This is a genomic window from Clostridium sp. YIM B02551, from assembly GCF_022324735.1.
Lineage (GTDB): Bacteria > Bacillota > Clostridia > Clostridiales > Clostridiaceae > Clostridium_T > Clostridium_T paridis.
In genome coordinates this window covers 259,667-275,413 of record NZ_JAKGTF010000002.1, presented here as the reverse complement: position 1 = coordinate 275,413, position 15,747 = coordinate 259,667, and the positions used below count along the sequence as shown (strand labels likewise).

The following is a 15,747-nucleotide window of genomic DNA, read 5'->3' as shown; positions in this document are numbered from 1 at the left end:
ATAACTGTGAAAAAAGCAAAAAGTATAATGTTACAAGGAACAGCATCAACAGTAGGGAAAAGTATTTTGTGTACTGCTCTATGTAGAATATTTACAGAAGATAATTATGATGTTTTCCCTTTCAAGTCGCAAAATATGTCTTTGAATTCTGGAGTTACACCTGATGGACATGAGATGGGAAGAGCACAAATAATGCAAGCAGAAGCATGTTATAAAGTTCCAAGTTCCAAAATGAATCCTATTTTGTTAAAGCCTACTTCAGACAGAAAATCTCAAGTGGTTTTATTAGGTGAGGTTTGGGATAACTTAGATGCTGTTGATTACTTTAAAAAGAAAAAGGAATTAAAAGAAAAAATTCAGAATGTTTATGGAGATATTAGCTCTAGACATGAAGTCATAGTTATTGAAGGGGCAGGCAGCCCAGCAGAAATAAATCTTTCGGATGAATTTGTAAATATGGGTATGGCAAAAATCGCAGAAAGTCCAGTCTTATTAGTAGGAGATATAGATAAGGGTGGGGTTTTTGCATCCTTATATGGGACTATTATGCTATTACCTGAAGAGGAGAGAAAATTAATTAAAGGAATTATAATAAATAAGTTTAGGGGGAGTATAGAACTTTTAGAACCGGGACTTAAGCAGATAGAGGAGCTTACAGGAGTACCAGTTGTAGGAGTAATTCCACATTTCAAGCTAGATTTGGAAGATGAAGATAGCGTGACAGACTTTAGTAAGTTTAATAGAGATGGGGATTTGAAAGTTGCGGTAATAAAAGTACCGTATATGTCTAATTTCACGGATTTTAATTCATTGGCCCTAAATACTGGGGTTAGGGTTGAATTTGTTGAACTAAATCAAGAAATAGATAAATATCATTTAATAATACTTCCTGGAAGCAAAAGTACCATTGGAGATTTAAAGGCCCTTAAGGAAAGTGGCATGTATGACAAGATAATTAAAGAGAGAGAGAAAGGAAAGTTCATCTTTGGTATATGTGGTGGATATCAAATGTTAGGAAGAGAAGTTAGTGATGTTTCAGGTGTAGAAAGCAATTTATCGAAGGAAACGGGCCTAGGATTACTTCCAATATACACAGAATTTGAGAAAGACAAGAATACTGTGCTTTCAGAAGGATACGAAAACCTATCAGGAAATAAGGTCAAAGGATATGAGATTCATATGGGAAAAACTTATATAACTGAAACATCTGGTATTAAAAACTTCATAAAATTGACCTCAACTGATGGCGAAGATGGAGTTTTATCACAAGATGAGAAGGTGATAGGAACTTATTTTCATGGTATTTTTGATAATGGAGAATTTACATTACAATTATTAAATAAAGTTAGAAGAACATTTAATATAGAACTTCAAAATAAAGTATTTAATTATTATGATTATAAGAATAGTCAGTATGATGAACTAGCATCAATAGTTAGGAAGTCTTTAGATATGGAGAAGATATATAGGATTTTAAATGAGGGGGTATAAGTATGGATTTGTTTTTGAGTTTTTTACTAGATATGGTAATAGGAGATCCATACAGGTTCCCTCATCCGGTAAAATTTATTGGGAAATATATAAAAGCTTTTGAGAAGTTTGCACGGAGTAAAAATCCTAGTAATAAGAAATTAAGATATTATTGGGGACCATTATTATGTATTTCAACAATTCTAATTGTGTTTATGGTCACATATGGAATTTTAAAATTAGCTCATAATATAAATATATATTTATATCACTTAATTAACATCTTAATTTTATGGACTACAATTGCACCCAAGTGTTTAAGTGTTGAAGGATATAAAGTATATAAGCCATTGAAAGAAGAAGATATAAGTAAAGCAAGAGAAAGGATATCATATTTAGTTTCTAGAGATACCAAAGAATTAGATAAGGAAGGAATATGCAGAGCTACAATTGAGACAATTCTTGAAAATACTTCAGATGGAGTAATTGCCCCATTGTTTTTTGCAATTATAGGGGGGGCTCCCTTAGCTATGGCATATAAGGCTATAAATACACTGGATTCTATGGTTGGTTATAAAAACGATAAGTATATGTACTTAGGATTTTTTTCAGCTAAAATTGATGATTTGTTTAACTTGATACCAGCTAGAATAAGTGGAATTTTAATTGTTATTTCATCATTTTTCCTTAGATATGATACTAAAGGAGCATTTTATATTTTTGTTAGAGATAGAAAAAATCATAAAAGTCCTAACTCTGCCCACCCTGAAGCTGCTGGAGCTGGTGCATTAGGAATAAGGCTAGGTGGACCTACTAGTTATTTTGGAAAAAAACTAGAGAAACCATATATAGGAGATAAGAAAAAAGAACTAGAAGCATATGACATAATTAAATCAATTAAACTTCTTTACACATCAACCATATTAATTATGGTCATATATATCTTACTTATGATAAAATTGAACAATTTAATTTAGGAGGAAATTCAATGAGAATTAATAAGAAAGTAATAACAGTAATCATAACTTTAATATCAATTTTTGTATTAGTGTCATGTTCAAGTAATAACGTAGAAAAGAAAGATACAGCTATAAAGATAACTGATTCATATAACAGGGAAATAACTTTAGATAAAACTCCTCAAAGAGTTATATCAGTATCTCCAGGAGCAACAGAAACTATATTTGCCCTTGGATCTGAAGAAGTATTAGTGGGCAGATCAAATTATTGTGATTATCCAGAAAAGGCAAAAAATATTGAATCAGTTGGGGAAATTACTGAACCTAATATAGAAAAAATAACAGAATTAAAGCCAGATTTAGTAATAGCAGGAGCTCATTTTAGTAAGGAATTAGTAAATAAGCTTGAAGCATTAGGAATTAATGTAGCGGTACTATATGGAGAAGATTCATTTGATGGAGCTTATAAAAATATTCAAGACATTTCAAAGATATTAGGTAAAGAGAAAAAAGGTCAAGAAATAATAGATGGAATGAAGAAAAAGGTAGCAGATGTAGAGAAGAAGATTAGTGGATTATCACGTCCCAGTATTTACTACGTTGTAGGATTTGGAAAATCAGATTTTACTGCAGGAGGAGATACTTTTATTGGTCAAATCATAGAAAAAGCTGGTGGGGATAATATAGCAAAAGACGTAGATGGATGGAATTATTCAAAAGAAAAACTTATGGAAAAAAATCCACAAGTTATAGTTTTGTCAGATAAATATAATTCTAAAGAAGGTTTTACAACTGGCGAAGGATATAAGGAATTAAATGCTGTTAAAGAAGGAAAAGTATATGAGATAGATGATAATATGTTATCTAGACAGGGACCAAGACAGGCAGATGGATTAGAAGCATTGGCTAAAATACTTCACCCAGAAGCTTTTAAATAATAGGAGAAAAAAGTGAAGCATAGAAAGTTATTTTTTATAGTTTTAATTTTATTAGTTATATTAGCATTATATTCTCTTACGTTGGGAGCAGCAGATATTTCATTTAATAAGGTACTAGCAATTATTAAAGATACTATACTAGGTAAATATAACGGAGATATAATGTCAAAAATTATAGTGAATATAAGGGGACCAAGAATACTTATGGCAATGCTAACAGGAATAGGTTTGGCTGTTAGCGGAGCCACTTTTCAAGGGATATTTAAAAACTCTATGGGGGATCCCTATGTTTTAGGAGTATCATCAGGTGCAGCTTTAGGGGCAGCTGTTGGATTAGTGTTTAATCTAGAAAGTAGTAATTATATATACATAACACTTCTGGCATTTATAGGAGCTATAACTACAATATTGCTTGTGTATAACATAGCTAAAGTAGGTGGAAAAATACCTACAGAAACACTATTGCTATCAGGAATAGCCGTAAATTTCTTATTTAGTTCCTTAATCTCACTTATGATGATTCTTAAGAAGGAGGCAATGGATAAAATAATATTTTGGACCTTGGGCAGTTTTAATAGTTCAAGTTATTCACAAGTATTAATGGTTCTGCCAATAGTACTCATTGGGGGATTTTTAATATATTCAAAATATAAAGATATTAATATACTATCACTTGGTGAAGATAGTGCTTATAGTTTAGGCGTCCAGGGAGAAAATATTAAGAAGTTTCTAGTAATATTATCATCATTAATCGTGGCAACTTTAGTTTCTTTTAGTGGAATAATTGGATTTGTAGGTTTGGTAATTCCACATATAGTTAGAATTATAGTAGGAAGTAATAATAGAGAAGTTATACCGTTTTCTGCGTTGTTTGGTGGAATTTTTTTAGTCGTTTGTGATACAATATCAAGAACTATAATCCCTCCAACAGAACTTCCTGTAGGAGCCATAACAGCTCTAATAGGAGCGCCGTACTTTATGTATTTATTAGTACAAAAGAAAAGAGGTTAGTAATGAATTTTTTGAATGTTAAAGATTTAAGTTATAAGTCTAGGAATAATTTAATATTAAAAAACTTATCAGTAGAATTTTCATATGGAGGATTCTACTCAATAATAGGACCAAATGGAAGTGGAAAGACTACATTTATAAAGCATTTAATTAGAGCACTTAGAGCACAAGAGGGAGAAATATTACTTGAAGGTGAAAATATCAATAAATACAAAGCAAAAGAGTTTGCAGGAAAAATAAGCTATGTGCCACAAATAGCTTCATTTGATATGGAATTTAGTTGCTATGATACTGTGATGATGGGTAGAAGTTACTTGCAGAAAGGTTTTTCTAGTGAAAGTTTAGAAGATATCAATAAAGTTAACGAAGCTATGAAGATTGCAGGTATATTTGATTTAAAAGATAGAAGTATAAGAGAAATAAGTGGGGGTGAGAGAAGTAGAGTTTTTTTAGCAAGGGCACTATGCCAGGATGCTAAGTGCATTATATTAGATGAACCACTTGCACACCTTGATATAAAGCATCAGTTATCTGTAATGGGACTACTAAGAGAAATAAATAAAAAAGAAAATAAAATAATAATTGTTGTAAATCATGATATAAATCTTGCTTTAAAATTTTCCAAGAGACTGATAGTTTTTCATGGTGGAAAGATAGAGGGAGAGTATGCTCCAGAGGAATTTTTAGATATAAAGTTATTAAATAAGGTGTATGGATTAAATTTAAAAGAAGAAAATTTAAATAGAAATGAGCTTTTAGTAAACTTCTATTAAAAATACTTATATTAGGTAACTTAAGTTGTAAAAAGTTAGGAGGAAATGTATAATATAATTAAAAAAGTATATGAATTTGTTAGAAAGCAGCTGATTGCATAACTATTATTCTGGAACAGAGATAGCTATTTTCTAATTAATCTCATATAAATAACTATGGTTATGGAGGGAAAGTTTTGAAAAAATACAAATCAATAAGGATTATAGTTTTCTTGTTAGCGTTTGCTCTTATTTCTACTGGAATAAAGCTAGATGCAAAAGCTTTATCAGTTAGTGGCAAAGTGAGGTATAGCGGCTCAACAAGAATAGAGACAGGTGTAGCTGTAAGTAAAGCAGGTTGGAGTACTTCTGAAAATGTAGTTTTAGCCTATGCGTATGATTTTCCTGATGCATTAGCAGGTGTTTCACTTGCATATAAATTAAATTGTCCTATATTATTAACTGAGGCTAAGTCAATACCAGAAGCTACAGCTAATGAAATAAATAGACTAGGAGCTAAAAATGTATATATATTAGGAGGTACAGGTGTTATTTCTAGTAATGTAGAAAATACATTGGTATCATCCGGAAAAAAGATAATAAGACTTAGTGGACAAGATAGATTTAAAACATCAATACAAATAGCTAATACTATTCAAGGGGGGAATTCAACTGGCACTGCGGTTATTGCAACAGCAAATGATTTCCCAGATGCCCTTGCAATAGCTCCATATGCTGCTATGAAAAATATTCCGATTTTATTTACAGAAGCAAGCTCGTTCACGAGTGATACTAAGAATTGGATAGTGGGTAATGGTATAAAAAATGTTATTATTCCTGGTGGTACAGCAGTGGTATCTGCAGGTACTGAAAATGAATTGAATAGAATGGGAATAAGTGTACAAAGAATTACTGGAAACAATAGATTCTTAACAACACTGAATATTGATAAAACATTTGCTTCAAGTTTTGGAAATGATGTGATGCTTGCAACTGGCGATGACTTTCCAGATGCATTAACAGGTGGAGTGTTGGCGGCAAAAACAAAAAGCCCAATTTTATTAATGAGAAAAACAGAGATAGAAAAAGATGTACAAGACTATTTGGATTCTAAATCAAGCTTTAATATGTCTATTTTAGGCGGCGCTGGTGTTATACCTGATGATCTAAAACCATTATTCAGAAAGATTGTTGTTGTAGACCCAGGTCATGACTATGGAGCTGACTACGGAGCTGTAGGAACTTTTGGAGAAACTAAATATGAAGAAACAGATTTAGATATGCAAGTGGGTTTAAATGTAGCTAAAAATCTTGAAAATCAAGGTTACAAGGTTATCTTAACTAGACAAGCATGGGAAAAACCTGCAGCTAAGACTTTAAATGATTCACTACAAAATAGAGTAAATATTGCCAATAATGCAAATGCTGATTTGTTTATAAGTATACATCATGATGTATCAGCTGATTCTTCTGTAACAGGAGTAAGTACACACTATAGCACATATAGACCGAATATAGATAATAGTGGAGTTATAACTGGAAATGATCCTAATGGATGGTATACTGGAGTAAATATTGATACAACCCCAAGTAATGCAGCTATTGTAAGTAGAAATTTAGCTACCAAAGTAGTTAAAGATCTAAATTCAAAAATGGGATATGTTAATAGAGATACTCATGACCATAATTTGTTTGTAACTGTTAATACAAATATGCCGTCTATATTAGTTGAATGTGGATTCTTAACTAATCTAAATGAAGCTAAAAGATCAGCTGACCCTAAAAATCAAGATCTTATAGGACAATATATTGCACAAGCAGTAAAAGAAGTGTTAAATTAATAAATATAAGGAGAAGATCAACATATTATAATTAATGTAAATTATAATTATGAAGTATCTCCTCCTTTTAATTTAAAGATAAAATATTGATATTTGGAGGAAAGACATGTATAAGATTATAGCTATCGATATGGATGGGACTCTGTTAAGAGAAGATAAAACTGTATCAGATAGAACAAAAGAAGCAATAAAAAAAGCAAAAGAATTAGGTGTAAAAGTTGTATTGGCCTCTGGAAGACCTATTGAAGGAATCGACCAATATTTAAAAGAATTAAACTTAATCTCAGAAAAAGATTATGTTTTAAGCTATAATGGAGCACTAGTGTTAAACACTGAAACTAGAGATGTAATAAGCAGTAGTTTATTATATGGTAAAGATGTACATAAACTATATGATATAAGTAAAAAGTTAGGGGTTAATATACATGCATTTTCAAGAAAAAATGGCCTTATTACTCCTAAAAATAGCACATATACAGAGGTGGAAGCAAAGATTAATGGAATTGAAATAAATATAATGCCATTTGAAAATGTAGCTGCTGATGAAGAGATAGTAAAAATTATGATGATAGATGAACCAGATATATTAAGTGATGCTATTAAGAAACTACCAAAAGAGTTATATGAAAAATATACAGTTGTACAAAGTACACCATATTTTCTAGAATTTTTGAATAAAGATAGTAACAAAGGAACTGGTATAGAGGCTTTGGCAGCACATTTAGGTATTAGCAAGGAAGAAGTTATATGCGTAGGAGATGCAGGTAATGATCACCATATGATAGAATATGCAGGATTAGGTGTTGCCATGGGTAACGCTACAAATGAAATTAAAGATATTGCAAGTTATGTCACCAAGAGCAATGAAGAGGATGGAGTAGCAGAAGTTATTGAAAAATTCATAGTAAAATAAAAGAAGATGGCTTAAAACCATCTTCTTTTATTTTTTATCTTCAAAAATAAAATCATGCATTTGTTTAGTTGTTAAGTCCTTATCAAAAGTTTCATAGAAAACACCTTTGATCATTGAACCTTTACCATTATCATCTCTAGGGAATCTATCTTGCTCTAGTGTTGATAATGATGTGGCATTAGTTGCAAGCTTTAATAAGTCAGTGCTTGAAAGGCTTGTCTGAATTAATGGAAGTAATTCGTTTAATATTGAAGGATATTTTGCTTTGTTAGTAGCTTTTATCTTTTTGAATAAAGCATCCAAAACTGTCCTTTGTCTTTGAGTTCTTTCTTGATCTCCACCGTCATATCTTATTCTACAATATGCAAGAGCTTGAGTTCCATCTAAGTGATGGGCGCCTGTACTTGTTATATGAGGAGAAGAAGTTTTATTTACACTATTAAGACCATCGATATAGCCATTAATATATTTTAAATCACCAGAAGTTATGTCAATATCTATACCATCTAAGTCATTTATAACCTTAGGTAAACTTGAAAAATTTACTGTTGCGAAATCTTTAATATTTAAATCAAAGTTTGTGTTTAGTGTGCTTATTGCTAATTCTGGACCGCCGAAAGCATAAGCATGAGTTATTTTATCTTCTCCATGGCCCTTAATAGTAACATAAGAATCTCTCATAATTGAAGATAATCTTACATTATTTTTATTATTATCGATAGTAAGAATCATTATAGCATCTGAACGACCAGCCTCATTATCAGTAGCATCAATACCGAATAGGGCAATGTTAGTAACATCTTTATATTGTGCATCTATTGTTTTAGATATATCTAAGTCTTGCTTGTCTACTTTAACTGTGTCCACTTTGTTGAGCAGTGAAAAAGCATACCCAACGCCTATTGCAGCAATTATTAAGATAAAAGCTAAAACTGAGAGAATAATAATCTTTTTCTTCTTAGGTTTCTTAGAAGATTTATTACTTCTTTTTTTATAATTGTCCATAATAAGAGCAACCCCCTTCTTTATCCTTTGTATTTTAACACATTAATAAATTTAAGTAAATTACAAATATATTTCAAAATTAGGTAAAAAGTTAAAAAAATATAAAAAATCTCTATTAATAGACTTTTAAAGCTAATAGTAGTATAATTAATGTCGGTATTTTGTAAAAATAATTAGACTATGAAAAAATATGTTTTGGAGGTATAAAATGAAAAACTTCAAAAGACTTTTAGTTATATGCATTGATTTGTTTTTGGTAAACCTTGCATATTTATTAGCGATAGATTTGACATTCTATGACTCATTTACTGAGATAACAACAATTTATAAACAAGATGCATTAGCTATAAATTGTATATTTATAGTTTTCTTTACATTGTTTAAATTATACGATTCATTATGGGATTTAACTGGCACAGATGAATTTTTAATGGCTGTAGGAGGAAGTGTATTAGCTGGATTATTTTCAATATTATATACAAGATTCTTAGGTAATACAATCCCATTAAATGTATCAGTTATTGGAGTAGTATTTGCTATCTGTTTTGTATTAGGCTATAGAATATTATACAGGGTTTACAGAAGATATATGATATATGCACCATTTAAGTATGCGTCAGGACAGAAACGGGTTATGATTGTGGGAGCAGGTTCTGCAGGGGCAATGATAATTAATGAAATATTATCAAGAAGAGAATTGAAATATAATCCTACAGTAATTGTAGATGATGATAAAAGCAAAATAGGAAAAAGAATTTCCGGTGTTACAGTTGAAGGAGATAGAGAAGATATTCCAAGACTTGTAAAGGAAAAAGAAATTGATTTAATAATTATTGCAATTCCATCAATTGATGAGAAAAATAAAATGGAAATTATAAACTTATGTAAAAATACAGGATGCAAGATTCAGATAATACCTGGAATTTATGAAATATTAAAAGGTGATGCAACAATAAGCAAAATAAAAGATGTTGATGTTGAAGACTTATTAGGAAGAGACCCTATTAACTTAGATAATAAGGGTATAAGTGATTATATAACTAATAAAACTGTTATAGTTACAGGCGGAGGCGGCTCAATAGGTTCAGAGTTATGCAGACAAATAGCTACATTTAAACCTAAAATGCTTATAATATTTGATATCTATGAGAATAATGCCTATGATATTCAGAATGAACTTAAATATAATTATCCAAAGTTAAATTTAAAAGTATTAATTGGTTCAGTAAGAGATAGTGAAAGAATTGAAGAAATATTCAGTTTATATAGACCAGATGTTGTTTTCCATGCTGCTGCTCATAAGCATGTTCCTTTAATGGAAGACAGCCCTAAAGAGGCAATCAAAAATAACGTGTTAGGAACTTATAATGTTGCATTAGCTGCAGATAAGTATAATGCAAGCAGATTTGTATTGATATCTACAGATAAGGCTGTTAACCCAACTAATATAATGGGGGCTACCAAGAGACTATGTGAGATGGTAGTTCAAGCAATGGATAAAAAAAGTGACACAGAATTTGTAGCTGTAAGATTTGGAAATGTATTAGGAAGTAATGGTTCCGTAATTCCATTGTTTAAGAAGCAAATTTCACAAGGTGGTCCAATTACAGTAACACATAAGAATATAACAAGATTTTTCATGCTAATTCCAGAGGCAGCTCAGCTTGTACTTCAGGCTGGAGCATTTGCAAAAGGTGGAGAAATATTTGTACTTGATATGGGTAAGCCGGTTAAAATATACGATTTAGCATGTGATTTAATTAGATTATCAGGTTTAGAGCCTAATAGAGACATAAAAATAAAGGTTACAGGATTAAGACCTGGTGAAAAACTATATGAAGAGTTACTTATGAGTGAAGAAGGACTTACCAATACCTCTCATAATAAAATTTATATTGGGAAACCATCATCTATTGAAATAAATGAGTTAGAGACTAAATTAGAAGAGTTAAGAAGAATTCTACTTGAAGATAATCATGACATGATAAAAGAAAAAATGAAGCAGATAGTACCGACTTATCAAGAAATGCTAGAGAATGAGACTGCAGCAGATTCTGAAAATTAATAATTTTTTAGTGGAGGATAAAATATGACTGAAAAAGTTTGTCATATAACAACAGTTCACAAAAAGAATGATGATAGGATTCTTTATAAAGAGTGTATGACATTAAAAGAAGAAGGATATGAAGTATATCTAATTGCAACTAATGAAAAGGAAGAAACAATAAATGGAGTTAAAATAATTCCTATTAATAAATATGAGGGTAGACTAAAGAGATTTTTCTCTATGAGAAAAGAAGCACTTGAGAAAGCCATAGAGCTAAATGCTGATATATATCATTTTCATGATCCAGAGTTAATTTTATTAGGCAATAAACTTAGAAAAATGGGGAAAAAAGTAGTATATGATGCCCATGAAGATGTTCCAGCACAAATTATGAGTAAAACATATTTAGGTAATAAATTTGTAAGACAGATAGTATCAAAAGCATTTAATATTTTTGAAAAGGGTAGTACCAAAAAGTATGCTGGCTTTGTTACTGTAACTGAAGGGATTGGAAGTAAGTTTAATAATAATAGAAAAATAGTTTTAAAAAATTATCCAGTAAAACAAATAATAGATAATAGTGTTCCGATAGAGATTGATAAAGATAAACCAGTAGTTATATATGTTGGTGGATTAACTAGGATAAGAGGAATAAAGGAACTTGTTGAAGCGACAGGAAAGCTAAATGGAAAATGTCAGTTGTGGCTATTAGGGGAATGGGAAAGCGAAGAATATCATAAAGAGTGTATGAATTTAAGTGGTTGGCAAAACACTAAATATTATGGATATATGCCAATGGATGAAGTGTATCAGTACATAAAGGCAGCTGATATAGGAGCTTGCGTATTATATCCCACAGGAAATCACATGGGGAGTTTACCAATTAAAGCTTTTGAATATATGGCCTGCTCTAAGCCAATTATAATGTCTGACTTCCCATATTGGAGAGATAATTTTGGCGATTTTGCAGAACTAGTACCTCCTCAAGATGTAGATGCTTTAGCTAAAACAATTGAGAGTTTGTTAGATAATAAGGAAGTATATAACGAAAAGATAAGGAATTCTCAAAAAGTTTTTGAAGATAACTTTTCATGGGAAAGTGAAAGTTTAAAATTAAAAAAACTTTATAGACAAATACTTGAGTCAAAGTAAATTTCCTTAAAATATTTAAAAGGAGTTAGTAAGAGGTTAAATTATGAGTAATATTACCGTGAGAGCACTTAATAATGATGAAATGAATTTATGGGATAGTTTTGTAGAAACTTCACCTCAAGGTAACATATTTAATAAAAAATTTTGGTTAGACGCAGTTTGTAGTAATTTTGAAATATATGTAGCAGAAGAAAATGGTAAAATAGTTGGAGGAATTGTAGTTCCCAATATTAAAAATAGAATATATAGTATGCCAAAACTTACTCCACAGCTTGGAATACTTTTAGGAAAAGAAAATGATAATATTAAGTATAATAAGTTAATATCTAGAGGGGTCACTATTACAAGTGATTTAATCAATATATTACCTAAAAAGCCATTGCAGTTGGAATATAACTTTAGCGTTAATTATACAAATATGTTGCCTTTTATTTGGAATGGTTATAACGTTAATTTAAAATATACTTACAAAATAAATGATACTTCTGATTTAAAAGTTGTTTACGACAACTTTGACTATGGTATTAAAAGTGAAATTAAAAAAGCCATGGGAAAGAATATCAGGGTTAGCGAAGAATATTCAATTGAGGATTTTTATAGAGTAAATAATTTAACATTTGAAAGACAAAATGCTGTTATTCCTTATTCATTAGAGTTCATAAAGAAACTAGATGAAACACTAAAAGAAAATAATTGTAGAAAGATGTTATTTGCAGTTAATGAACTAGATGAAATTGTTGCTGGTGTTTATCTTATTTATGATAAAGACACCACATATTACCTAATGGGAGGAGCAGATCCTGATTGGAGAAAGTTTGGAGTTCAATCTTTACTTGTATGGGAAGCTATCAAATTTTCGTCAGAAATCAATACAGCTTTTGATTTTGAGGGATCAATGGTTCCTAGCATAGAAAATTATTTTAGAAAATTTGGAGGAACTCAGACTCCAATTTATAGTATTAATAAAGCTAATAAAATATATGATGCAATGTATAGTTTTGGTAGAAAGCATAAGAATACAATTAGAAAGTTTCTTAAGAGCAATTAATCTTTATAGTTTACTATGATATAAAATATGGTGGTATAGGATACTACCATTATTTTATATAAGGATAAATTATGAATTTATTTGGAGGGAATTTATGATAAATATTGTTGTAAATAAAGATAGAATTAATAAAGAATTAGCTTATACTATATTTTATCTTCTTCGTAAAATAGATGATGATGTAGAAATATCATATGAAGAAAAGCAAGGTTGTATAAATATTTATTATGGAATTGAGGCAGAAACTGGCATAGTAATACCTTTTTCAGAAAATCATAATGAATTAAATTTTTCGGACTATAAAGAAAGTAAGTTCTGTTCATTTGAAAAAATTGATGAACCGTATTCTGTTTTTGACCAAAAGATTAAGTTTAATTTTGATATCATTTTTACTTCAAAATATTTTATAACATTGCAAGAAGAATATGAGATTCAAAAAAGAGATGACAAAGAAAGATTTTTATGCCAATTCAGTAAAAGAAATAAATATATAAATGTACCTTTTTTTGATATAAATGCTGAGATTTTATATGATGCTATTAAGATGAAATTTCCACAAGTTAAGTTAAAAGAGAAAAGACCTGAGATAATGTTAAGTCATGACGTAGATAGTTTAAATAGTAGAGATAAGTATGTTTTCCTTCATAATTGTAAGAGTATTTTAATGGGAAAAAATGATTCTCTATCGAAGAGAATAGGGATAATGCTTAGGGATATAATTAAAAATGTACATTTACAAATTCCTAATTACTTAGAAATAGAAAATAGTTATGGGGTAAAATCAGAGTTTTATTTTATTGCAGGATACAAGCATAGACTTGGCAAGAGATATGAGTTAAGTAAATATAACGATTATATAAAAAAAATACATGAGAGTAGAAATCATAAGATAGGGATACACACAAACTATTTTTCTTACCTAGATGAAAAAGAAATGAAAAGAGAGATAGAGGAAATTGAAAATAACACTCATGCAAAAGTAGATAGCTGTAGGAATCATTATCTTAGATTTAAAATGCCTGAAACACTTGAATGTCTAGAAAAGGCTGGGGTAAAGTTTGATTCAACCGTTGGATATAGTGATGTAAATGGATTTAGGGCAGCAAGTACAGACTCTTTTATCCCTTTTAACTTAAATACTAATAACATAGTTCCAATTTATGAGATACCTCTTGCAGTTATGGATGGAATAGTAATGGAGAAGAATGTGTCCTTTGAAGAAAAGTGGCAAGAAATTAAAGTTCTTTTGGATAACACAATTAAACATAATGGAACAGCATCTGTACTTTGGCATCAGAGAGTAATATTAGATTCTCAATATAAGGATATGTATAAAAAAATTATTGAGTATTGTTTAAAACAAGGATGCAATTTTATATTTACTGATGATTTAACGAAGAGATATCTTGAAGAAAGAGAGAAGATTAACACACTTTTAGAGAAGATTAAATAGCATGTATTTTGGACAAATATATAAATATAGTTTATAATTTTTGTGTGTTATGTTAAGTTATTACAAGTTTATAAATGAATAATTTTGGAGGAAATTATTATGAAAATAATAACCATTGTAGGAGCAAGACCACAGTTTATAAAAGCAGCTGCGGTTTCAAATATAATAAGAGAAGAAAATAAAGAAATTCTTATTCATACAGGACAACATTATGACAACAATATGTCTGACATTTTTTTTAATGAATTAGGAATTCCTTATCCAGATTATAATTTACAAGTTGGCTCTGGAAATCATGGAGAACAGACCGGAAAAATGTTAATAGAATTAGAAAAAATATATCTAGAGGAAAAACCAGACTTAGTATTGGTATATGGAGATACCAATTCCACATTGGCAGGAGCTCTATGTGCAAGTAAATTATTAATTCCTGTAGCACATGTAGAAGCAGGGTTAAGAAGTTTTAATATGAGTATGCCAGAAGAACAGAATAGAATATTAACAGATCATATATCTAAATATCTTTTTGCACCTACAGATACAGCTGTAGCAAACTTAAAAAACGAAGGTGTTGTTAATAACGTACATAATGTTGGAGATGTTATGTATGATGCGACTATACATTTCAAAAACAAGGCTTTAGAAAAGTCTCAAATTAATGAGAAACTAAAGCTTACACCAGGTGAATTTATATTAACAACAATTCATAGAGCTGAAAATACTAATGATATTAATAGATTAGAAGGAATTATCAAAGCTTTAAATGAGTCTGAAGAACAAATCGTTTTACCACTACATCCTAGAACTAAAAAATATATAGACGAATATAAGCTTATGATTAGAGATAATATTAAGATTATTGAACCAGTTGGATACTTAGATATGCTGTATTTAGAAATGATGTCTAAAAAAATAGTAACTGATAGCGGCGGAGTTCAAAAAGAAGCTTACTTTATGGGAAAACCTTGTATTACAATGAGAGATGAAACTGAGTGGATAGAAACTGTTAATGTTGGCTGGAATTGTATTGTTGGTACAGATACTACAAAAATTTTGAATGCTATTATGAATTTCAACCCATCAGGGGAGCAAAAAAATATTTTTGGTGATGGAAATGCATCGAATAAAATTGTTAGGACAATTGTTTAGGAAGGAAAA

Annotated in this window: 13 protein-coding genes; 12 read left to right on the top strand and 1 reads right to left on the bottom strand. The window is 30.0% G+C overall.

What is annotated here, in order from left to right; all coding sequences use genetic code 11:
- Positions 1-6: 6 nt before the first annotated feature.
- The 7 genes from L1S47_RS03980 (at position 7) to yidA (ending at position 7,884) form a co-directional block, all read left to right on the top strand.
- Complete coding sequence (locus L1S47_RS03980; RefSeq protein ID WP_373689024.1) at positions 7-1,491, top strand: cobyric acid synthase; 1,485 nt, start codon at positions 7-9, stop codon at positions 1,489-1,491.
- Between the two features lie 2 nt (positions 1,492-1,493).
- Positions 1,494-2,447, top strand: coding sequence for an adenosylcobinamide-phosphate synthase CbiB (cbiB, locus tag L1S47_RS03975; RefSeq protein ID WP_238882205.1), 954 nt, complete (start codon positions 1,494-1,496; stop codon positions 2,445-2,447).
- A gap of 11 nt (positions 2,448-2,458) precedes the next feature.
- Complete coding sequence (locus L1S47_RS03970) at positions 2,459-3,367, top strand: ABC transporter substrate-binding protein (protein ID WP_238882204.1); 909 nt, start codon at positions 2,459-2,461, stop codon at positions 3,365-3,367.
- A gap of 12 nt (positions 3,368-3,379) precedes the next feature.
- Entirely contained in the window at positions 3,380-4,378 is a 999-nt protein-coding gene (locus L1S47_RS03965) for an iron ABC transporter permease (protein WP_238882203.1), read from the top strand.
- A gap of 2 nt (positions 4,379-4,380) precedes the next feature.
- On the top strand, positions 4,381-5,151 hold the full coding sequence (locus tag L1S47_RS03960) for an ABC transporter ATP-binding protein (RefSeq protein WP_238882202.1): 771 nt from the start codon (positions 4,381-4,383) through the stop codon (positions 5,149-5,151).
- Between the two features lie 176 nt (positions 5,152-5,327).
- Positions 5,328-6,971: a cell wall-binding repeat-containing protein gene (locus L1S47_RS03955; protein WP_238882201.1), complete on the top strand. Its 1,644-nt coding sequence runs from the start codon at positions 5,328-5,330 to the stop codon at positions 6,969-6,971.
- 106 nt (positions 6,972-7,077) lie between these two features.
- Positions 7,078-7,884, top strand: coding sequence for a sugar-phosphatase (gene yidA / locus L1S47_RS03950; RefSeq protein WP_238882200.1), 807 nt, complete (start codon positions 7,078-7,080; stop codon positions 7,882-7,884).
- Between the two features lie 27 nt (positions 7,885-7,911).
- Here yidA and L1S47_RS03945 read toward each other — a convergent pair whose 3' ends face one another.
- On the bottom strand, positions 7,912-8,889 hold the full coding sequence (locus L1S47_RS03945; RefSeq protein WP_238882199.1) for an LCP family protein: 978 nt from the start codon (positions 8,887-8,889) through the stop codon (positions 7,912-7,914).
- Positions 8,890-9,097: 208 nt separating this feature from the next.
- On the opposite strand from L1S47_RS03945, the gene L1S47_RS03940 reads away from it, so the two are divergent.
- From L1S47_RS03940 to wecB, 5 genes are all read left to right on the top strand, one after another.
- Positions 9,098-10,954, top strand: coding sequence for a nucleoside-diphosphate sugar epimerase/dehydratase (locus L1S47_RS03940; RefSeq protein WP_238882198.1), 1,857 nt, complete (start codon positions 9,098-9,100; stop codon positions 10,952-10,954).
- A gap of 24 nt (positions 10,955-10,978) precedes the next feature.
- Positions 10,979-12,088 carry a glycosyltransferase family 4 protein gene (locus tag L1S47_RS03935; protein WP_238882197.1) on the top strand — a complete coding sequence of 370 codons (1,110 nt, stop codon included), beginning with the start codon at positions 10,979-10,981 and terminating at the stop codon, positions 12,086-12,088.
- A gap of 43 nt (positions 12,089-12,131) precedes the next feature.
- Positions 12,132-13,136: a GNAT family N-acetyltransferase gene (locus tag L1S47_RS03930; RefSeq protein WP_238882196.1), complete on the top strand. Its 1,005-nt coding sequence runs from the start codon at positions 12,132-12,134 to the stop codon at positions 13,134-13,136.
- A 94-nt stretch (positions 13,137-13,230) separates the two neighbouring features.
- Positions 13,231-14,589 (top strand): polysaccharide deacetylase family protein, encoded by a 1,359-nt coding sequence (locus L1S47_RS03925; protein WP_238882195.1) that lies wholly within the window; start codon positions 13,231-13,233, stop codon positions 14,587-14,589.
- Between the two features lie 99 nt (positions 14,590-14,688).
- Positions 14,689-15,738 (top strand): non-hydrolyzing UDP-N-acetylglucosamine 2-epimerase, encoded by a 1,050-nt coding sequence (gene wecB / locus L1S47_RS03920; RefSeq protein WP_238882194.1) that lies wholly within the window; start codon positions 14,689-14,691, stop codon positions 15,736-15,738.
- The last annotated feature ends 9 nt before the right edge of the window (positions 15,739-15,747 follow it).